At 70.1% G+C, this 19,540-nt stretch carries 23 protein-coding genes; 6 read left to right on the top strand and 17 right to left on the bottom strand.

All coding sequences use genetic code 11. The features are described 5' to 3' along the window. The 3 genes from SSQG_RS26975 to SSQG_RS26965 form a co-directional block, all read right to left on the bottom strand. A partial coding sequence (locus SSQG_RS26975; protein WP_003993045.1) for a DUF6114 domain-containing protein occupies positions 1-401 on the bottom strand: 401 nt, incomplete at its 3' end. Between the two features lie 193 nt (positions 402-594). Beyond that, a complete protein-coding gene (locus SSQG_RS26970; RefSeq protein WP_003993044.1) occupies positions 595-1,239 on the bottom strand; it encodes a DUF6230 family protein in 645 nt (214 codons plus the stop codon). A 622-nt stretch (positions 1,240-1,861) separates the two neighbouring features. Next, complete coding sequence (locus tag SSQG_RS26965; RefSeq protein WP_003993042.1) at positions 1,862-2,839, bottom strand: tetratricopeptide repeat protein; 978 nt, start codon at positions 2,837-2,839, stop codon at positions 1,862-1,864. A gap of 234 nt (positions 2,840-3,073) precedes the next feature. On the opposite strand from SSQG_RS26965, the gene SSQG_RS26960 reads away from it, so the two are divergent. Then, the gene (locus tag SSQG_RS26960) at positions 3,074-3,688 is read left to right on the top strand and encodes a TetR/AcrR family transcriptional regulator (RefSeq protein WP_039933692.1); all 615 of its coding nucleotides are present in this window, start codon (positions 3,074-3,076) and stop codon (positions 3,686-3,688) included. A gap of 103 nt (positions 3,689-3,791) precedes the next feature. Here SSQG_RS26960 and SSQG_RS26955 read toward each other — a convergent pair whose 3' ends face one another. The 5 genes from SSQG_RS26955 to SSQG_RS26935 all read right to left on the bottom strand — a co-directional run bounded on the left by SSQG_RS26955 (position 3,792) and on the right by SSQG_RS26935 (position 8,095). After that, positions 3,792-5,492, bottom strand: a complete 1,701-nt coding sequence (locus SSQG_RS26955; protein WP_003993040.1) for an acyl-CoA mutase large subunit family protein — start codon at positions 5,490-5,492, stop codon at positions 3,792-3,794. Positions 5,493-5,567: 75 nt separating this feature from the next. Then, on the bottom strand, positions 5,568-5,906 hold the full coding sequence (locus SSQG_RS26950) for a DUF3817 domain-containing protein (protein ID WP_003993039.1): 339 nt from the start codon (positions 5,904-5,906) through the stop codon (positions 5,568-5,570). Positions 5,907-5,949: 43 nt separating this feature from the next. Then, positions 5,950-6,459, bottom strand: a complete 510-nt coding sequence (locus tag SSQG_RS26945) for a MarR family winged helix-turn-helix transcriptional regulator (RefSeq protein WP_003993038.1) — start codon at positions 6,457-6,459, stop codon at positions 5,950-5,952. Positions 6,460-6,491: 32 nt separating this feature from the next. Continuing rightward, positions 6,492-6,839 carry an antibiotic biosynthesis monooxygenase family protein gene (locus SSQG_RS26940; protein WP_003993037.1) on the bottom strand — a complete coding sequence of 116 codons (348 nt, stop codon included), beginning with the start codon at positions 6,837-6,839 and terminating at the stop codon, positions 6,492-6,494. Continuing rightward, positions 6,836-8,095 (bottom strand): cytochrome P450 family protein, encoded by a 1,260-nt coding sequence (locus SSQG_RS26935; RefSeq protein ID WP_003993036.1) that lies wholly within the window; start codon positions 8,093-8,095, stop codon positions 6,836-6,838. The genes SSQG_RS26940 and SSQG_RS26935 overlap by 4 nt, the downstream gene beginning before the upstream one ends. Positions 8,096-8,325: 230 nt before the next feature. Between SSQG_RS26935 and SSQG_RS26930 the strand changes: the two genes are divergently transcribed. Together SSQG_RS26930 and SSQG_RS26925 are read left to right on the top strand one after the other, a co-directional pair. Further along, positions 8,326-9,969 carry an FAD-dependent oxidoreductase gene (locus SSQG_RS26930; protein WP_052310351.1) on the top strand — a complete coding sequence of 548 codons (1,644 nt, stop codon included), beginning with the start codon at positions 8,326-8,328 and terminating at the stop codon, positions 9,967-9,969. Between the two features lie 44 nt (positions 9,970-10,013). Continuing rightward, positions 10,014-11,000, top strand: a complete 987-nt coding sequence (locus tag SSQG_RS26925) for an amidohydrolase family protein (protein WP_039933689.1) — start codon at positions 10,014-10,016, stop codon at positions 10,998-11,000. 74 nt (positions 11,001-11,074) lie between these two features. On the opposite strand, the gene SSQG_RS26920 is transcribed toward SSQG_RS26925, so the two are convergent. From SSQG_RS26920 to SSQG_RS26880, 9 genes are all read right to left on the bottom strand, one after another. Continuing rightward, positions 11,075-11,416, bottom strand: a complete 342-nt coding sequence (locus tag SSQG_RS26920; protein WP_003993032.1) for a TcmI family type II polyketide cyclase — start codon at positions 11,414-11,416, stop codon at positions 11,075-11,077. 27 nt (positions 11,417-11,443) lie between these two features. Then, on the bottom strand, positions 11,444-11,923 hold the full coding sequence (locus tag SSQG_RS26915; RefSeq protein WP_003993031.1) for an SRPBCC family protein: 480 nt from the start codon (positions 11,921-11,923) through the stop codon (positions 11,444-11,446). 1 nt (position 11,924) lies between these two features. Then, positions 11,925-12,182, bottom strand: coding sequence for an acyl carrier protein (locus SSQG_RS26910; protein WP_003993030.1), 258 nt, complete (start codon positions 12,180-12,182; stop codon positions 11,925-11,927). Beyond that, positions 12,172-13,449 carry a ketosynthase chain-length factor gene (locus SSQG_RS26905; RefSeq protein WP_003993029.1) on the bottom strand — a complete coding sequence of 426 codons (1,278 nt, stop codon included), beginning with the start codon at positions 13,447-13,449 and terminating at the stop codon, positions 12,172-12,174. Before SSQG_RS26905 ends, SSQG_RS26910 begins: the two co-directional genes overlap by 11 nt. Further along, entirely contained in the window at positions 13,446-14,714 is a 1,269-nt protein-coding gene (locus SSQG_RS26900) for a beta-ketoacyl-[acyl-carrier-protein] synthase family protein (protein WP_003993028.1), read from the bottom strand. The genes SSQG_RS26905 and SSQG_RS26900 overlap by 4 nt, the downstream gene beginning before the upstream one ends. Beyond that, positions 14,711-15,175: a cupin domain-containing protein gene (locus tag SSQG_RS26895; RefSeq protein WP_003993027.1), complete on the bottom strand. Its 465-nt coding sequence runs from the start codon at positions 15,173-15,175 to the stop codon at positions 14,711-14,713. Before SSQG_RS26895 ends, SSQG_RS26900 begins: the two co-directional genes overlap by 4 nt. A 62-nt stretch (positions 15,176-15,237) precedes the next feature. Further along, positions 15,238-16,359: a SchA/CurD-like domain-containing protein gene (locus tag SSQG_RS26890; protein WP_003993026.1), complete on the bottom strand. Its 1,122-nt coding sequence runs from the start codon at positions 16,357-16,359 to the stop codon at positions 15,238-15,240. 231 nt (positions 16,360-16,590) lie between these two features. Further along, positions 16,591-16,884, bottom strand: a complete 294-nt coding sequence (locus SSQG_RS26885) for an MTH1187 family thiamine-binding protein (protein WP_003993025.1) — start codon at positions 16,882-16,884, stop codon at positions 16,591-16,593. Next, positions 16,881-17,225, bottom strand: coding sequence for a DUF3817 domain-containing protein (locus SSQG_RS26880; RefSeq protein ID WP_003993024.1), 345 nt, complete (start codon positions 17,223-17,225; stop codon positions 16,881-16,883). The genes SSQG_RS26885 and SSQG_RS26880 overlap by 4 nt, the downstream gene beginning before the upstream one ends. Positions 17,226-17,447: 222 nt before the next feature. Between SSQG_RS26880 and SSQG_RS26875 the strand changes: the two genes are divergently transcribed. From SSQG_RS26875 to SSQG_RS26865, 3 genes are read left to right on the top strand one after another with little or no spacing between them, the layout of a single operon-like run. Then, the gene (locus tag SSQG_RS26875; RefSeq protein ID WP_039935451.1) at positions 17,448-18,080 is read left to right on the top strand and encodes an AIM24 family protein; all 633 of its coding nucleotides are present in this window, start codon (positions 17,448-17,450) and stop codon (positions 18,078-18,080) included. 1 nt (position 18,081) lies between these two features. After that, complete coding sequence (locus tag SSQG_RS26870) at positions 18,082-18,732, top strand: AIM24 family protein (protein WP_003993022.1); 651 nt, start codon at positions 18,082-18,084, stop codon at positions 18,730-18,732. After that, the gene (locus SSQG_RS26865; RefSeq protein WP_003993021.1) at positions 18,729-19,529 is read left to right on the top strand and encodes an AIM24 family protein; all 801 of its coding nucleotides are present in this window, start codon (positions 18,729-18,731) and stop codon (positions 19,527-19,529) included. Before SSQG_RS26870 ends, SSQG_RS26865 begins: the two co-directional genes overlap by 4 nt. The last annotated feature ends 11 nt before the right edge of the window (positions 19,530-19,540 follow it).

The raw sequence follows: 19,540 nt of genomic DNA, 5'->3' as shown, positions 1-19,540 counted from the left end.
TCCGCCTTGCCCGGCGCCCAGGAGATCCCGAGCGCGCCGCCGAGCATCGCCAGCAGGAAGCCGATGAGGAAGCCGCCGATGTTGGAGACCACCAGCGACACCAGAGCGAGGATGATCGCCGCGACACCGGCGAAGACCCGCGTCGCCTGCTGGAACCACATGGTCAGACCCAGCGTGATGAGCAGGACCCCGATGATGAGGGAGCCGGCGCCCGCTGTGGTCGCCATGGTGAGCGACATGGTTCCGAGCTTCAGGGTGGCGTAGGGGAAGTAGGCGATCGGCACCCCGCCGAGGATGGTGAACAGGCCTGCCCAGAACGGCCGGGTGCCCCGCCAGTCACGGAATCGCCGACGCTGCCGGGTGAAGGTCCCGGCGCTCTGGACCGGAGTCTCGGCACTCATGGAAAACAGCTCCCTCGGTCCGGTGGAGGTACGTACCGGCTCGGCCGTAGGCGTGTGGAGAAGCCGGAAAGTCTAAGTCTGTGTGGGTGCCCGGCTCATGGCCGGGCCGGGCCCGCAGGGCGGGGAAGCCGCTGCTTCCCCGCCCCTCAGAAGCAGTTCAGCCGCCCCTGGGGTGCCCGTGGGCCGGGGGCCGTCAGTAGCACTCCATGCCCTTGTCCATGCCGAGCTTCATCGACAGGCCGCTGAGCTTGAACGTGCCGGCCGTGGTCGCCCACGCCGTCTGCTTGACGCCGTAGAGATCGGCCTCCCTGGCCTGCTGGGCGAAGCCGCCCGGCAGCGTGGTCTTGGTGTCCTTGACAGCAGGACCACGGGTCTTGTCCTTGACAGCGACGCCGATGTCGATGTCCTTGAACTCCGCGTCGGCGTCGAGCTGGGCGACGTCGATGTAGAGGTTCTCGGCCTTGACCGGCTTCTTGGCGTCGTTGCCCGCCTCAAGACGGAGGTAGACCGTCTTTCCTATGAGGGGGATCGGCGTCGCGACCGACTGGCACATCTTGCTGATCGTCGCATCGTCGAACGACGAGATCGCGACGGGAACCTGCGTCTTCTTCTCACCGTCGGTCGAGGTGTAGACGCTGTCGATTCCGCCGTACTGGGCGAAACCCTCACCGTGCAGGTGATTGGCCGACACCTTGAACTGCTGACCGGAAACGCTGAACGAAGCGGCCAGCGCCCCCTGCGCGAGTCCGACACCCACACATGCCGCAGCGGCGACGCTGGGCACCATGACCACAGCGAACCGCTTCCATCTGGTCCCGCCACGCACCTGGGACTCCATATTTCCTCCTTCTCGGACGTACATCTCCTGACCTGCCTCGCCACGAGTCGCGGCTCAGCCGGGCAGGGATGGGAGAAGTGCTACGTCCTCGGGAAGGAGAGCGCCCGCACTCGGAGGCGCAACTCGCGCCCGAATCACCGGCGATCACCCCCGAGCGACAACCACTGGTCGCGCCTGACACGCATCACGCACAACCCTGCTGGACAGGCTTCGCCGGAAGGGCGAAGACCCCCCTGTCCAAGAGCCGGCGCCACTGCCGCCGGCTCTGCTCGGTGGGGACCCAGGATGTCCCGTGACCCAACCGGCTGCCGGGGTACGGGAATGGACCGAGCGTGGCCGATCGTGGTCCATTCTGGCCGCCCGCACAAGGGGGTTCGTTACTGGCTGGTAACGGCCGGATAACCGAACACCGACCCGTTGGTCTCGGGCGACGACACACGGTGTTGCCTGACGGCGGTACAAAGCTGTTGATCGATGGACAGAATCCGACAGATCAACGCCCACGACTTACTCGCAGTAACAGCGGCCGCGATTACCAAGTTTTGGTAAAGCGCGGCCGCGGTGACGCTCTGTCGGCAGATTTTTCACGCGGGCACCACATGCCCGCGTGTTTAACGACTGGTCAGAACAGGGCGCGCGCCAGGGCCCTGCGGGCCGCGATCACGCGCGGATCCTCGGGCCCGACCACCTCGAACAGCTCCAGCAGCCGCATCCTCACGGTGTCCCGGTCGTCACCGACCGTACGCCGCACGGTCTCGATCAGCCGGCCGAAGGCGTCCTCCACGTGCCCGCCCACCAGATCCAGGTCGGCGGCGGTGATCTGCGCCTGCACGTCGGCCGGCTTCTCGGCCGCGTCCCTGCGCACCTGCTGCGGGTCGATGCCCTGCACTCGCTGGAGCAACTCGGCCTGGGCGAGGCCCAGTTTGGCCTCCTCGTTGCCCGGGTCCTGGCTCAGCACGTTCTTGTACGCCTGGATGGCACCGCCCAGGTCGCCCGAGTCCAGCGCCTGGACGGCGGACTCCAGGAGTCCGTCATGCAGGCCGGCCGGTCGCTCGGGGGCCACCTGGACATCGCCGCCCGGCTCGGCGTCGGGATCGACGGTGAGGCCGGTCAGGCCGAAGCGCTGCTCGGCGACCTGCACCAGCTGGTCCAGGGTCTGCCGGATCTGCGTCTCGTCCGCGGCCCCCTGGAAGAGCGGCAGGGCCTGGCCCGCGACGACCGCGAACACCGCGGGGATCCCCTGGATCCCGAACTGCTGCATCAGCATCTGGTTGGCGTCGACGTCGATCTTGGCGAGCAGGAAGCGGCCGTCGTACTCGACGGCCAGCCGCTCCAGGACGGGGCTCAGCTGCTTGCAGGGCTGACACCACTCGGCCCAGAAGTCGATGACGACGGGCACCTCGGCGGACCGCTGCAGGACCTCCCGCTCGAACCCCGCCTCATCGACGTCGATGACGAGATCGGCCGGGGAGATCGCCCCCGCGCCGCCCTCCCGGGCGGCCTGGGCTCGCGCCTGCTCCGCCTTCGCCTTGGCCTCCTGGGCCGCCTTCACCGCGGCGAGGTCGACGACTCCGCTCATGGACATGTTCCGTGGCTGCATGCGTCTATCCTCCCCCGTACTGCGCGCGCGTGTGAAAACCGGTGTGAAGCCGGGCTGATCTGTGCCGTTCGGCGCCGGGGTCCCCACCCCACGCCGTCGTGTCTCAAGCCCGTGTACGCCCTTCACGAGCTTTCGCTACGAGACGTAGCGTAATGCCATGCCCCGGCCCCGGAACACCACCCCCCGGTGATCTCCCTCACGGCCGCACAGGAACCGTCGGTTTATGGTCAGGGCATGCAGAGCCGCAGCCCAGCCAGCCGCACCGGGCGCCCGCGCAGCGCCACGGCGGACGCCGCGATCCTGGCCGCGACGCGCGAGGCTCTCGTGGACCTGGGCTGGTCCAAGCTCACCCTGGGAGACGTCGCCACCCGCGCCGGGGTTGCGAAGACGACCCTCTACCGCCGCTGGGCGGGCAAGAACGAGCTGGTCGTCGACGCGGTGGCGGAACTCTTCGACGAACTGGAACTCCCGGACCGCGGCTCCCTGGCCGCGGACATCGAGGGCGTGGTCCTCCAGTTCGCCACGATCCTGGCCCTGCCGGAGGCGAAGAGTGGCCTGATGGCGGTGGTGGCGGAGGCCACCCGCGACGACGCCCTGCGCGAACGCATCCGCGCATCGGTCGTCGACCGCCAGAAGCGCCTGGTGCTGGAGGGCCGCGCACGGGCCCAGGCGAGAGGCGAACTGCCTCCCGAGCCGGACCCCGAGTCCGCGTCCCGCACGGTGGACCTGATCTTCGACATGGTGGCGGGGGCCGTCGTCCACCGCACCCTGGTCAGCGCGGAACCAGCGGACGAGGAATGGGTCAGAAGCTTCACGCGGGTGCTGCTGCTGGGCTTGGCAAGCCGCTGAGCCTGCGGGCATGCGTGCCGCCTGGGGCGGCACGGGTGGGCGCAGGCGGCACCCCGCCACGCCGGGCTGCGCACCCACCTCACCCCAGCCGCAACGCGAGCACTCAGAAACCGGCAGGCTCCGTATACACCCCCCACTCGTCCCGCAGCACCCCGCAGATCTCCCCAAGGGTCGCCTCCGCCCGCACCGCATCCAGCATCGGCTCGATCATGTTGGCCCCACTGCGCGCGGCGGCCAGCATCCCGTCGAGCGCGGTGCGCACGGCAGCGTCGTCGCGGCCCGCCTTGCGCCCGGCCAGCACCCGCACCTGCTCCCGCTCCACCTCGTGACTGACCCGCAGGATCTCCAGGTCCCCGGTCACCGACCCGGTGTGGCAGTTCACGCCGACGACCTTCTTGTCGCCCTTCTCCAGTGCCTGCTGGTACCGGAACGCCGACTCGGCGATCTCCCCGGTGAACCAGCCGTCCTCGATCCCCCGCAGGATCCCGGAGGTGATCGGGCCGATCGGGTGCTGCCCGTCGGGGTGCGCCCGCAGCCCCCGTTCCCTTATCTGCTCGAAGATCTTCTCCGCGTCCGCCTCGATCCGGTCGGTCAGCTGCTCGACGTACCAGGAGCCGCCCAGCGGGTCGGCGACGTTGCCGACGCCGGTCTCCTCCATGAGCACCTGTTGCGTGCGCAGCGCGATCTCCGCCGCCTGCTCGCTCGGCAGGGCGAGGGTCTCGTCGAGTGCGTTGGTGTGCAGCGAGTTCGTCCCGCCGAGGACGGCGGCCAGTGCCTCCACGGCCGTCCGTACGACGTTGTTGTACGGCTGCTGCGCGGTGAGGGAGACGCCGGCGGTCTGGGTGTGGAAGCGCAGCCACTGCGCCTTATCCGACGTCGCCCCGTAGACGTCCCGCATCCAGCGCGCCCAGATGCGGCGGGCGGCGCGGAACTTCGCGATCTCCTCGAAGAAGTCGACGTGCGCGTCGAAGAAGAAGGACAGGCCGGGGGCGAACACGTCCACGTCGAGGCCGCGCGAGAGCCCCAGCTCCACGTACCCGAAGCCGTCCGCCAGCGTGTAGGCCAGCTCCTGTGCGGCCGTCGACCCTGCCTCGCGGATGTGGTAGCCGGAGACGGAGAGCGGCTTGTAGGCGGGGATGCCGGCCGCGCAGTGCTCCATCAGGTCGCCGATGAGCCGCAGGTGCGGTTCCGGCTGGAAGAGCCACTCCTTCTGGGCGATGTACTCCTTGAAGATGTCCGTCTGGAGCGTGCCGTTCAGGACGGACGGGTCGACGCCCTGCCGCTCCGCCGCCACCAGGTACATACAGAAGACGGGTACCGCCGGTCCGCTGATCGTCATCGAGGTCGTCACGTCCCCGAGCGGGATGTCCTTGAACAGGACCTCCATGTCGGCGGCCGAGTCGATGGCGACACCGCAGTGCCCGACCTCGCCCAGCGAGCGCGGGTCGTCGGAGTCGCGCCCCATCAGCGTCGGCATGTCGAAGGCGACCGAGAGCCCGCCCCCGCCGTTGCGGAGGATCATCTTGTAGCGCTCGTTGGTCTGCTCGGCGTTGCCGAACCCGGCGAACTGCCGGATGGTCCACGTGCGCCCTCGGTAGCCGGTCGCGTACAGGCCGCGAGTGAAGGGGTACTCGCCGGGCCAGCCGATCCGCTCGAACCCCTCGTAGGTGTCACCGGGCCGCGGCCCGTACACCGGCTCCACGGGATCACCGGAGAGCGTGGTGAAGTCGGCGTCGCGCTTGCGTGCGGCGTCGTACCGGGCCTGCCAGCGTCGGCGGCCTTCCTCTATCGCGTCAGCGTCCATACCTTCGAATTTACTAGGACGTCCAAGTAAATGTCGATGGGAGACCGCCGTACGTTGCTCCGTACGGCGGTGCTGTTACGCCTTGGCGGCCGCGGGCGAGTCCTCCGCGACCTTGGCCTCCAGCTCGTGGCTGATCCTGCGCTCCACGAAGAACGCGGCCGTCGGCACGGTCCCGGCGAGCAGCACCCACAGCTGCTTGCCCACCGGCCACTTCGCCTTGGAGCCCAGGTCGAAGGCGAAGATCAGGTACAGGACGTACAGCCAGCCGTGCGCGATGCCGACGACGCGCGTGAAGTCCGCGGCGCCGTCCATGTCGAGCAGGTACTTGGCGATGACGCCGATGGTCAGCAGGACCAGCAGCACGCCGGTGACGTAGGCCATCACGCGGTAGCGGGTCAGCACGCTCTTCTTCATGCCGTCGAGCGTAACGACCCGTTCCGGGAGATCTTGCCCCGGGTCAGCCCTCCTCGAAGTCCCCCGCGGCGACCCGTAGCGGACGCAGCATGGCGAAGATCTCCGCGCACTCCTCCGCGTCGTACGCCCCGAGCCCGAAGTCCATCGCCATCAGGTCGCGGGTGGCCGCCTCGACCACCTCGCGGCCCTTGTCGGTGATGCTGGCGAGGGTGCCGCGCCCGTCGTTGGGGTTGGGCCGCTTGCCGACGAGACCCGACTTCACCAGCCGGTCCACGGTGTTCGTCACGGAGGTGGGGTGCACCATGAGCCGCTCGCCGATCTTGGACATGGGCAGCTCGCCGGACTTGGAGAAGGTGAGCAGCACCAGTGCCTCGTAGCGCGCGAACGTCAGCCCGTACGGCTTGACCGCCGCGTCGACCTCGGCGAGAAGGATCTGCTGGGCCCGCATGATCGAGGTGATCGCGGCCATGGACGGCACGTTTCCCCAGCGCTGCTTCCAGCGTTCGTCGGCACGCGCGATCGGATCGAAGGAGAGACTGAGCGGCTTCGGCACGAAGCCGACCTTACCGGCCGGTCACATGGCGGTCAGCCCCGTCTCGGCTTTCGGGCACCGGGGGCCTCGGGCATGATCTCGAAGACCCCCGTCCACCGGTCGTCGTGCAGGCAGGCGTTCATCGGCTCGACCAGCGCGGCGTGGTCGGGGTCGGTCCGCCAGCGCTTGATGGCCTCGAAGCTCTCCCACTCACTGGTGAGCAGCCACTGACCGGGGTCGTCGACGGAGCGGCAGAGCTGTTCGCGCAGATGCCCGGGTGACCGCACGGCCCGTTCGAGCACGCCCTGGTACGACTCCACGAAGTCCGCTTCCCTTCCCGCGCGGACGCGCAGCAACCGCACCACCCGCACCCGGGCCGGCGCCGCGTTCTCCCCCGTCACGACGGGTCGAGGACGACGGGCAGCTCCGCCAGTCCGCGGAAGGCCGGGAACGGCACGGTCAGCCAGCGCGCGTCCTCCGGCGCCACGGCCAGGGCCATGTCCGGGTGCCGTCCGAAGAGCGTGCCGAGGGCGATCTGCATCTCCAGCCGCGCCAGCGGCGCGCCGATGCAGTAGTGCGGGCCGAGGCCGAACGCGAGGTGCGTCGCCTGGACGTTCGGGCGCTCGATGTCCATGCGGTCCGGCTCGGGGAACATCTCCGGGTCCCGGTTGGCCGACGTGAGCGAGATCTGCACCAGCGCACCCTTGGGGATGAGCACGTCGCGGATCTTGATGTCCTCCTTCGCGTAGCGGAAGGTCGAGTTCTCCACGGAGGTCTCGAACCGGAAGATCTCCTCGACGGCCGCGGCCATCGCCTCGGGGTCCGTCATGGCCAGGCGCTTCTGCTCGGGCCGGCTGAGCAGGTGGTAGACGGCGTTGCCGATCTGGTACGCGGTCGACTTGTGCCCGGCGAACAGCAGCACCCACGCGGTGGAGACGAGTTCGCCGTCGGTGAGCGCGCCGTCCTGGTCCTGTGCCGTGACGAGTGCGCTGAGCAGGGCTCCGTCCGGCTCCCGGCGCTTGCGCGCGATCAGGTCCACGAGGTAGTCGCGCAGGTTTCCCTCGGCGATCTCCAGCTTCTGCCTCGCCTCCGGGCCGAAGCCGGTCTGGGCGACGGTGGCGGACCACTCCTGGGCCTGCTTGCGTTCGTTCTCCGGGACGCCGAGGAGCTCGCAGATCACGTGCAGCGGCAGCGGGAAGCAGAACTCGGTGAGGAGGTTCACGGGCTCCGACGCCGGGCAGCGGTCCAGCAGCCCGTCGGTGATCTTCTGGACCTGCTCGCGCAGCGACTCCACGCGCTTGGGGGTGAACGTGGCGCCGACGATCCTCCGGAGCCTGGTGTGCTTCGGAGGGTCCGAGAAGAGCATGTTGTCGTCCAGCGCGATCGACGAGTCGCCGAAGATCCGGTGGTAGGCGTCGATGGCGCCGTACATGTCCTTGCTCAGCCGGGGGTCCGCCAGGGCGGCGCGGGCGTCGTCGTACCGCGTGATGAGGTACGTGTCGACGCCGTGCGGGGGCGACAGCGGGCACACCGGGGCCGCCTCCCTGAGCGCGGCGTAGACGGGGTGCGGGTTCGCGCGGAACTCCCGGCTGCAGGACGAGGCCGCGGCAGCGGCCTCTTCGGACGACATTCCCTCGGATGCGAACGCTTGCGTCATGACTGGTCCCGGTGGCAGAAGTTCCGTCGGTCGGTCACACCGTTTCCCGTCCGGCGTCGCGCGGCAAACGCTGCTGGGCCATACGAGTCGGAACCCCCGAATGCGCCGTGCGCCCCGAGTGGTTGACCCGGCCGGCGTATGCCGGGAAGTCCCGGATCGCGCGCTCCGGGCCCACTTGGTAAACATTTTGAACGGGCCGGTCCGCCACTTCACGAACCGGCACTCGCCGAATGCTGAGGAAGCCAGTGAGCGGACGCGCAGCGGAATCCATACCAGTTCTCGTCGTGGGCGGATCCCTGGTGGGTCTTTCCACATCCGTGTTCCTGGGGCGTCTCGGGATCGAGCACATGCTCGTGGAGCGGCACGCCGAGACGTCGACGCACCCACGCGGCCGTGGGAACAACGTGCGCACCATGGAGCTCTTCCGGACCGCCGGGCTCGAGCGGCGCGTGCGGGAGGCGGCCTTCGCGCTCGCCGGGAACGACGGTGTCCTCCAGGTGGACACCCTCACCGGGGGGCAGCGCCGCTGGATCATCCAGGACATCTCCGCCGGCATGGACGTCTCCAGGGTCAGCTCGTCGAACTGGTGCCTGTGCAGCCAGAACGACCTGGAGCCGGTCCTGCTCAGCCGCGCCCGCGAGGGCGGGGACATCCGCTTCGGCACCGAGCTGCTGTCCTTCACCCAGGACGAAGACGGGGTCCAGGCACAGGTCATGAGCCGGGAAACCGGCGAGACGTACACCGTGAACGCCGCATTCCTCGTGGCCGCCGACGGCCCGAGAAGCCCCGTTCGCAATCGCCTGGACATCGGCCAGTCGGGGCCCGGTGCCCTTTTCCACAACATCAGCGTGACGTTCCGCAGCAAGGCCCTCAAGGAATACGTCGGACCGCAGCGCTTCATCGTCTGCTACATCACCGATCCACAGGGGGAAGGCGCTCTGCTGCCCGTGGACAACGAGGAGCGCTGGGTCGTCCACATTCCCTGGTTCCCGGATCGGGGTGAATCCCTTGAGGACTTCACCAGCGAGCGCTGCGCGGCGCATATTCGCGCGGCCGCCGGTGTTCCGGACCTCGATGTCGAAATCACCGGAAAGGCCCCTTGGCACGCGTCGAAACGCGTCGCGGACAGCTATGCGCGGGGCCGGGTCTTCCTGGCCGGGGACTCGGCTCACGAAATGCCGCCCACCGGGGCGTTCGGCTCCAACACCGGAATCCAGGACGCCCACAACCTCGCCTGGAAGCTCGCCGCGGTACTGCGCGGCTGGGCCGGCCCGCCGCTGCTCGGCACCTACGAGGACGAACGCCGTCCCGTCGCCGTCGCGACGAGCACCCGGGCCTCCCAGCAGGCGGCCGAGGAGGAGCACCCCGGATTCACTCCGGCGACGGGACGCAACGACGACCCGGCGGACCTCATGACGGTCGCGCTCTGCTACCGGTACGCGTCGAAGGCCGTGGTGGGTGGCTCCCCCGATCGGCCGGTCGTCCCGGACGAGTTCCGGCTCGGCGCAGAGCCCGGCAGCCGCGCACCCCACATGTGGGTCACCCGGGGCGGCGACCGGATCTCCACGCTGGACCTGTACGAGCGTTCCTTCGTCCTGCTCGCCGGTCCCGAGGGCCAGGAGTGGCGCGGCGCGGCGGAACGGGCCTCCCGGACCCTGGGCGTTCCGGTCGAGGCGTACCTCGTGGGGGACGGCCCCGATCACGACCTGGTGCCCGAACCGGACACCGACTGGGCGCAGCTGCACGGCACGGCCGAGGACGGTGCCGTCCTCGTGCGCCCGGACGGTTTCGTCGCCTGGCGGGCGCCCGGCCGGCTGCCGTCCCCCGACCGCCTGCTGACGAACGCACTGCGCACCGTGCTCTGCCGCGACTGAGCACGGTGCGTCCCCACCGAACGACCGACACCGAGGACACGCCGATGACATTCGAAGACGGCCCCGTCGCGGGCCGAGTGGACGTCCATCACCATTTCACCGCGCCGGCCTGGCTGGACTGGGCCGAGGAACGCGGTGTCGTCAACCGCGAGCGGCTGCCCTGGTGGACGCGCTGGGACATGAACGCGGCCCTGGAGGTCATGGACAAGACGGGCATCAGCACGTCCGTCATGACCGTGGCGATGCTCGGACGGTTCCGTGAGCGCACGGAACGTCAGGAGAGCGCTCGGATCGCCCTGCGGGCGGCGGCCGACGTCGTCGAGGAACGCCCCGCGCGCTTCGCCTTCTTCACACCGGTGTTCCTGGACGACCTGGAGCTCTCCCGATGGAGCCTGCGCTACGGGCTCGACGAGCTGGGCGCCGTCGGCGTGAGCACGAGAACGAGCATGGACGGCGTCTACCTGGGCGACGAATCCCACGACCGCCTCCTGCGGGAGCTGAACGAGCGGTCCGCCGTCATCAGTACGCACCCCATGGAGGTGCCGGCCGGCAAGGACGGCGGTTCCGGACTGCCGGGGATGCCGCCCTTCGTCTGCGACTTCCTCATGGACACCACGCGGGCGGCCGTCAACCTCATCAGGAACGGCACCCTGGACCGCTACCCGAACCTCACCTTCGTGCTGCCGCACGGCGGCGGCTTCCTGCCGTACATGGCCACCAGGCTCGAACTCTTCGGCGGGCACCTCACCCCCGGGATCGAACCCGGCCGGGTCCGGGACTACCTGCACCGGTTCTACTTCGACACGGCGGGCCCCATGTCCCCCTCCGCCACGCCCACACTGCTCGCCACGGTGGACCCCGGCCGGATCCTCTTCGGCACGGACTGGCCGCCCACGCCCGCACAGGTCGTCGCCGACATCGCGGCCCCCGCTCTGGACAGCGACCCCGCCCTCTCCCCGGAGCAGCTCCGGGGCATCAACCGGGACAACGCCCTGCGTCTGCTGCCGGTGCTGGACCGCTCCGCCCGGTAGCCGGGAAACAGCCGGGAAAGCAGAAGGGCCGCTGCACCGGCAGCGGCCCTTCTCTCGTGCTTTGTTTGCTCTGTTCACCGGCCGGCCGGTGAACGGTCCCGCTCCCAGTGGTAGAAGCGCTGCGCCATCGCGTCCTTCGGGCCGCGCCAGGTCTCGGGGTCGTAGGGGCGGACGTACGCTTCGAGCCTTCTGCTGATGTCGAGGAACTCGGGGCGCCCGGCGACCCGCGCGATGGCGGGGCCCGGGTCCTGTTCGGCCTCGATGAAGTGCATGTACACATCGCCGAACTGGAAGAGGGAACGCTGGGTCACCCCGACGAGGTGGGGCAGGTCGCCGCGGTCGGAGTCCGCGAAGACCTCGGCGATGTCCGGAGCCGAATGCGGGGCCATCCGGGCGACGATCAGGGCGTGGTGCATGAGGTCTGTCTCCTTGTGCGGCGCCGTTCAGGCGGGTGTGGCGGGTGCCGTCGGCCGCTCGTCGGCGGCCTGCTCGATGCGGTCGCGGATGAGGGCCAGCTGGACGGGCGAGTTGCGGTTGATGATGTCCGTCATCCCCGCGTCGTCGACGGGCGCGTCGGGCTTCATGGCGAAGTCCTGCGTCCAGTGCATGCGGACGCCCCGGGGGGTCTCCTCGTACTCCCACAGGATGTTCATGTACTCGAAGGGCCCGGTCTCGACCCGGCGGGCCCGGACGCTGAGCTTCTCGCGGTCGGTGGTCCGTTCCGAGACCCAGCTCCACACCTTGCCGTTCTCGTCGGGGTGCATGGTCAGGCGGAAGGTCACCGTGTCGCCCTCGCGGGACAGCACCTGGGCGTCCGCGTACTCGCTGAACAGCTGCGGCCATCTCTCGATGTCGTTGGTCATGTCCCAGACGAGGTCGAGGGGTGCGGCGATGGTGATCTCGTTCTCGGTGTGTCCTGCCATGTCAGGCTCCTGCCGTGAGGGTGCTGTTGACGAGGTCGAGGAAGTCGCGCGGCGTCCTGCACCGTTCCGCGTCGGTGGGCAGCGCCCGGCCGTGCCCGTTCTCCAGCTCGCCCACGATGCCGAGCAGGCCGAGCGAGTCCAGCCCGAACTCGGCGAACGGAGTGTCCGCCCGGGCCGCGAGGTCCTGCGGGTCGACGGTGACGCCGGCCGCCTTCTTCATCAGTGCGGCCAGCTCTTCCAGGGTCACTTCACTGCTCATGCGTGTTCTCCTTGTCGTGCGGTGCGGCGGTTCCCGGGTCCCGGCGCAGTACCAGCGCCGCGTTGGAGCCCATGAGGCCGCGGCTGAGGACCAGGGCCGTGCGGAGCTCGGCCGGGCGTGCCGTCGAGGTCACCAGGTCGATGTCGTGGCAGACGTCGAAGACGTTCGGTGTGGGCGGGACCTGCCCGTGTTCCATGGCCATCACGGCTGCCACGACGTCGAGCACGGGCGCCCCGCAGTAGGACCGGCCGATGCCGGTCTTGGGGGCGGTGACGGGCACGCGGGTGCCGTGCGGGCCGAGGGCGTCGGCGAGGGCGAGGGCCTCGGCACGGTCCGCCTCCGGCACGCCCATCGCGTCGGCGAAGACCACGTCGATCTCCTCCGGCGCGCAGCCGGCCTCGTCGAGGGCACCGCGGATCGCGTGGGCGAGTCCCTCGCGTGAACGGTCCCAGCGCGAGGCGCCGGTGAACGTGGCCGCGTGACCGGCCACGACGGCACGGACGGCCGCGTCACGGCCGCGTGCCCGGTCCTCGTCCTCGACGACCAGCACGGCGCCGCCCTCGGCCGGCACGAAGCCGCAGGCCGCGGGGGTGAAGGGACGGTAGGCGCGCGCCGGGTCCTCGGCCGTGCTGAGTTCCGGGTAGCCGAGCTGGCAGACCATCGAGTACGGAGCGAGCGGCGCCTCGGCCGCGCCGACCACGACCACGTCGGTGCCCCGCCCCACGGTCCGGGCGGCGTGGGCGACGGCGTCCAGTCCGCCGGCCTCGTCGCTCGCGACCACGCCGCAGGGGCCCTTGAAGCCGCCGCGGATCGATATCTGGCCCGTGCTGGCGGCGTAGAACCAGGCGATGGACTGGTAGGGGCCGACGAAACGGGACCCCTGCCCCCACAGCCGCTGCAGCTCCCGCTGGCCGAACTCACCGCCGCCGGATCCGGCTGCGGTGACCACTCCGACGGAGTACGGGGAGTCGGCGGCGGCGTCGCTCAGTCCCGCCTCCTTCAGGGCCGCACCGGCGGCGGCCATCGCGTAGTGGCTGAACCGGTCGGTCTGGACGAGGAAGGTCTCCTCGATGAGCGCCGAGGGGTCGAAGCCCCGCACCTCGCCGGCGACGCGGAGCGGAAGGTGCCCGCAGCCCTCCCGGGTGATCCGGTCGAGTACGAACAGCCCCTCCTTGACGGACTTCCAGTAGGTCCCGGTGTCGGTTCCGTTGGGCGCGACCACGCCGATCCCGGTGATCGCCGTGCGCCGGGTCGCTCGAGCACTCATCGTTTCCTCCCGCCCGGCCCCGTCAGGAGCACCGCGGACTGGAACCCGCCGAAGCCGCTGCCCACGGAGAGCACGTGGTCGAGCTTGCGCGGGCGTGCGGTACGCGGCACGTAGTCCAGGTCGCACTCGGGGTCCGGGGTCTCGTAGTTCGCCGTCGGCGGGACCACCTGGTGGGCCAGGGCCAGCACACAGGCGACGACCTCGATCGCGCCGATCGCGCCGAGCGAGTGGCCCACCATGGACTTGATCGAGCTCATGGGCGTGTCGTAGGCGTGGGCGCCCAGCGACCGTTTGACCGCGGCGGTCTCGTGCCGGTCGTTCTGCCGGGTGCCCGAGCCGTGCGCGTTGACGTAGTCGATCCGGGTGGGATCCAGCCGGGCCTGTTCGAGCGTGGTGTCGATGGCCCTGGCCATCTCCAGTCCCTCTCTGGTCAGGCCGGTCATGTGGTAGGCGTTGCCGAAGGTGGCGTAGCCGCCGATCTCGCAGTAGATGTGCGCGCCGCGGGCCCGGGCGTGTTCGCTTTCCTCCAGGACGAGCACCGCGGAGCCCTCGCCCATGACGAATCCGTCGCGGTGGGCGTCGAAGGGACGGGAGGCGTGCTCCGGGTCGTCGTTGTTCGGCGACGTCGCCCGGATGGCGTCGAAGCAGGCCATGGTGATCGGGGAGATCGGGGAGTCCGAGGCTCCGGCGATGCACAGGTCGGCGCGGCCTTCCGCGATGGTGTGGAAGCCGTAGCCCACCGCGTCGAGTCCCGAGGTGCAGCCGGTCGACACGGTCTGCACCGGCCCCTGGGCACCGAACCGCTCGGCGACGTCGGAGGCCAGGGTGCTGGGCGCGAACGCCCGGTGCAGCTGCGGTTCGGCGGCCCGGTGGTCGACGTCCCAGCGTTGTCCTCGTTCGCTGACCAGGACGTAGTCGTGCTCCAGGCGGGTGGTGCCGCCCACGGCGCTGCCGAGCGAGACGGCCACCCGCCAGGGGTCCTCGGCCGCGAAGTCGACGCCGCTGTCGGACACCGCCTCCGCCGCCGCGACGAGGGCGAACTGGATGTACCGGTCGGCGCGTTCGGCCTGGGCGGGATCGAGTCCGTGCGCGAGCGGGTCGAAGTCGCATTCGGCGGCTATCCGGGAGCGCAGTCCCTCGGGGTCGAACAGGGTGATGCCGCGCGTCGCGGTGCGGCCGCTGGAGAGCAGGTCCCAGAAGGCCGGTACGCCGATCCCGCCGGGGGCGACGACGCCGATACCGGTGACCGCCACCCGCCGGGTCATGAGGGGACCCCTCGTCGTTCGGGCTGGGCGCCGTCCCCGTGCACGGCCGGGTGCGGTCCAGCGGCCCCTTCCCCTGCCGAGGTCTCGGTGTCGACGTGGCCGAGGCTCGGCTTCGGCGCCAGCGGGGCCAGGTGGAAGACCATCCGGGCCTCCAGGTCGCCGACGTTGCGGAAGCGGTGCCGCATGCCGATGGGGATCATCAGGCCCTGGTCGGCCCGGAGAGGACGCGTGTCGTCGTCCAGGTCGACCTCCAGCTCCCCCTGGACGACGAACACGAACTCCTCGGAGTACGGGTGGTAGTGCTCGCTGATGCGCTCCCCCGGCTGCATGATGGCCAGGCCCATGAAGCCGCTCGTGGAACCCACCGTGAGGGGGGTGAGCAGGGTGCGCAGGTCGCCGCCGCGCCTGCGGTTCGGCTCGGTCTCGCTGATGTCCACGATGCGCGGGCGCGTTGTGTCCATGGTCCGTCTCCAAGGTCGGTCGGTGGGGGTGGGTGTTCAGGGACGGTGTCGTCCATGGGCTGTCAGGGCTGGTCGGCAGCCCTGCGGTCGGTGATCGGCGTCATCTCGGTGTGCGCCAGGAGGCGGGTGGCGTCCCGTTCGCCGGAGAGCGCTCCTGTCACTCCGAGTGCGGCGCCGTCGAGCAGCCGGGCCAGCACGGCGGCCTTGCGCCCGCCGTGGATGCCGAGCGCCCTGGCCGGGTCGGCCTCGGGGTCGCGCGTGTCGATGAGACGGACGACCAGGTCGTCCCGGTGGAAGACGGTGCTGCGGTGCACGGGGCTCGCGGGATCGTCCGCGGCGGCCTCGTCCTGCTGGGAGAGCAGCCGCGCCAGCGCCATCCCGCAGCCCTCCCGGGCCGGGTAGTACAGCGCGTGCCGCCGCAGGTCGTCCGGCTCCGCTCCGCCGCGCGCCACGTGGTGCACGGCCGGCATGGCCGCGCGGATGAAGAAGGCGCGTGCGGACGCGGGGTCGGCCAGGTCCCTGCTCAGTTCCAGGTGCGGGTTGAGGGCTTCCTCGACGGCCCGTACCTCGGGCTGCCGGGAGACGTGGCGCAGCGCCGTCTGCAGATCGCCCTCCACCTCGACGGTGCGCACGACGCGGTTGCCGTGCATGAACAGGGTCGTGCGGCGCAGTCGGGTGGAGTCGTCGACACGGGCCCGGGGCGGTGCGTATCCGGCGAGGATCTCCGCGACCTTCGACTCGGAGCCGGGTTTGACCGTGAACGTCAGGGCGTGGCGTGTCACTCCGTCGCCCACCCGCACGGCTCCCCGGAGTTCCTCGCCGGCCCGGTCGGCGAGCGGGACGGCCCGCCCCGTCTCACGGACGATGGTGTAGCGCGTCGACCGGATGTCACGGACGCAGTCCTGCATGGGCCGGACGGTCTCGATGTGCTCCTCGCTGTTCACCCAGGCGAGATACGGCGGGGCCGTCTCCCATTCGCTCGTGATGAGCCACTGGGACGGGTTCTCCACGGACTGGCACAGCTGGTCGCCGAGGTGACCGGGAACCGACGCGACCCGGCTGCGCATGTGCTCGTAGGCGTCGAGGAACTGTTGCTGGGTGCCTTCGTGGAGGTCGACCAGCAGGATCACGCGCAGCCTGGAGCCGTCGAACGCCGACTGGGATGTATACGTCGAAGTGTCCATCCGGCAGACCCTTCCTTCGCGGGGCAGACGGCGGCCGCCGTATCCGGCAGTCGGATGACGGTCGACCCTGAGCCCTCATCGTGGGTCGGCGTGTCGGACTCCGCGAGCCGCGCGGGTCATCAGAGGGAACTGCCCGGTGCGGGGGGCGCGTTTGCTCCGGGCGCCGTGCCGGGCCGCCGGAACAGGAAAAAGCCCCGGCTCGTCATGAGCCGGGGCTTTGCTCCGTACGGGCTACTCGGCGAGGTGCCGCTCCACGGTCTCCACCTTGGAGGTGAGGCCGTCGGTCACGCCGGGGCGGATGTCGGCCTTGAGGACCAGGGAGACGCGCGGCGCCCGCCGCTCGACCGCGGCGACAGCGCGCCCGACGACGTCCATCACCTCGTCCCACTCCCCCTCGATCGAGGTGAACATCGCGTCGGTGCGGTTCGGCAACCCCGACTCGCGCACCACGCGGACCGCGTCGGCGACGTACTCCCCCACGTCCTCGCCGACGCCGAGCGGCGTCACGGAGAAGGCGACGATCACGCGTTCACCACGCCTTCCTGGCGGGCGCGGGACGCGATCAGGGCGTCCTCGGTCTCGCGCCGCAGCTTACGGTCGGCGAAGAACCCGCCGGTGGGCAGCACCGAGAGGACGAAGTACAGCGCGGCGGTCTTCAGGGACCACTTGGCCCGGTTCCACGCGTCGGCCCAGAAGATCACGTACAGGACGAACAGCACACCGTGGACCATGCCCATCACCGGCACGGCGTTGAAGTCCGTGGTCCGCTTCAGCACCGAGCAGACCAGCAGGAGGAGGAAGGAGATCGCCTCGGGGGCCGAGACCAGGCGGAGGCGGCGGATGGCGGTGGCGGTCTTGAGGTCCACGGGTCACCTTCGGTGGGAGAGACGCGGCGGTCTGGACGAGGTCTGTACGGTCTGACGGTTTGTGAACGCACGCACAAGCGTCCCGCCCATTGTGACAAACCGCCGCGGGCCCTCCGGCCGGGGGTCGGTCCGCGCGCCCCTAGGGGTGCCATCAGGGTCGTTCTCCACCCACGGGCCCTGTCCGCGGGGCCCGGCCTGCGGCTACCTTTCCCTTTCGTGGCGATGTTCCGACTTCAGAGCAGCAAGGTGCTCGCCGTCGACATGACCGGAGACGCCGTGAAGGCGAAGAACGGCTCGATGGTCGCGTACGACGGCGAGATGGCCTTCAAGAAGCTCAGCGGCGGCGGCGAGGGCATCCGGGGCATGGTGACCCGGCGGCTGACCGGTGAGCAGATGACCTTGATGGAGGTGAAGGGGCGGGGGACCTGCTGGTTCGCGGACCGGGCCTCCGAGATCAACCTGGTCGGTCTCCAGGGCGACAAGCTCTACGTGGAGTCGAGCAACCTGCTCGCGACCGACGGCGGGCTGCGCACGGGGACGGAGTTCACGGGCCTGCGCGGCGCCTCGCAGGGCAACGGGCTGTTCACAACGTCCGTCGAGGGGCACGGCCAGGCGGCGATCATGTCGGACGGGCCGGCGGTCGTGCTGCGGGTGAGTCCGCAGTACCCGCTGACCGTCGACCCGGGGGCTTACGTGGCCCACCAGGGCAATCTGCGGCAGTCCTTCCAGTCGGGTGTGACGTTCCGCACGCTGCTCGGGGAGGGCGGCGGCGAGGCCTTCCAGATGCGGTTCGAGGGGGACGGGCTGGTGTACGTGCAGCCGAGCGAGCGGAACACGATCGCGGGAGACGTGTGACATGGCCTTCCGGGAGATCAACGGCAAGATGGTCGAGGCGACGGTGGCGCCCGGCCAGCGGCTGTTCAGTCAGCGCGGGGCGATGCTCGCGTACCAGGGCGAGGTGTCCTTCACGCCCAACATGGCCGGCGGTCAGGGCGGGGTCATGTCGATGATCGGCCGCCGGGTCGCCGACGAGGACACGCCCCTGATGACCGTCGAGGGCAGCGGCACCGTCCTCTTCGGGCACGGCGGGCACCACATCCAGGTGATCCGCCTCTCCGGCGACACGCTGTACGTCGAGGCGGACCGCCTCCTGGCCTTCGAGGGCACACTCCAGCAGGGCACGATGTTCCTGGGCTCGCAGGGCGGCGTCATGGGCATGGTCCGCGGCCAGGTCAGCGGCCAGGGGCTGTTCACGACCACGCTGAAGGGGCACGGGGCGGTCGCGGTCATGGCCCACGGGGGCGTCATCGAGATCCCGATCACCCCGCAGCGGCCGGTCCACGTGGACCCGCAGGCCTACGTCGCCCACCACGGCGAGGTCCGCAACAAGCTGTCCACGGCCCTCGGCTGGCGGGACATGGTGGGCCGGGGCTCGGGCGAGGCGTTCCAGCTGGAGCTCAGCGGCAGCGGTGCGGTGTACGTCCAGGCGTCGGAGGAGAAGCTGTGAGCACGTACGGATCCCCGGGCGCCGGCCCCGCGGTCTTCGACCCGGCGACGCTGCCGCCCGACGACAACGTCAACGCGTACACCTTCTGTGTGGAGCTGAAGGGGAGCCAGTGGTTCCTCCAGAAGGGGAAGATGATCGCCTACTACGGCTCGATCGACTTCAACGGCGTCGGACACGGCCGGCTCGACCGGCTTGTCCGTACGTCCTTTCATTCGCCTCTGCACGCGAGCGACTGGGTCGTGGCGGAGGGCTCGGGCAAGATGCTCCTCGCCGACCGGGCCTTCGACGTCAATTCGTATGACCTGGAGGACGGCAATCTGACCATTCGCTCCGGCAACCTGCTCGCTTTTCAGCCAAGTCTGTCGCTGAAGCAGTCAATCGTGCCGGGTTTCCTGACCCTCATCGGAACCGGAAAGTTCGTGGCCGCGTCGAACGGCCCGGTGGTGTTCATGGAACCCCCCATTCGGGTCGACCCTCAGGCCCTGGTCGGATGGGCCGACTGCCCCTCCCCCTGCCACCACTACGACCACGGGTACATGACCGGCGTAATGGGCGGTCTACGTGCACTGACGGGCTTGGGGGGCGCCTCCGGCGAGGAGCACCAATTCGAGTTCGTCGGCGCCGGCACCGTGCTGCTCCAGTCGTCCGAGACCCTGATGGCCGAGCAGGCGACGGGGGCCGTTCCGCACCAGGCCGGCGTGCCCGGCGGCGGGCCGTCGGGGCCCCAGCCCGGCCCGTCCGGCGTACCGCGCCTTCCCGGACAGCTGGGGGACCTCCAGCGTCGCTTCGGGCTGTGAGCGGTAGTCTG

Origin of the sequence: Streptomyces viridochromogenes DSM 40736, from assembly GCF_000158955.1 — a bacterium.
In the GTDB taxonomy this organism is placed as follows: domain Bacteria; phylum Actinomycetota; class Actinomycetes; order Streptomycetales; family Streptomycetaceae; genus Streptomyces; species Streptomyces venetus.
The sequence above is the reverse complement of the archived record's forward strand: the minus strand, read 5'-3'. Positions and strand labels throughout refer to the sequence as shown.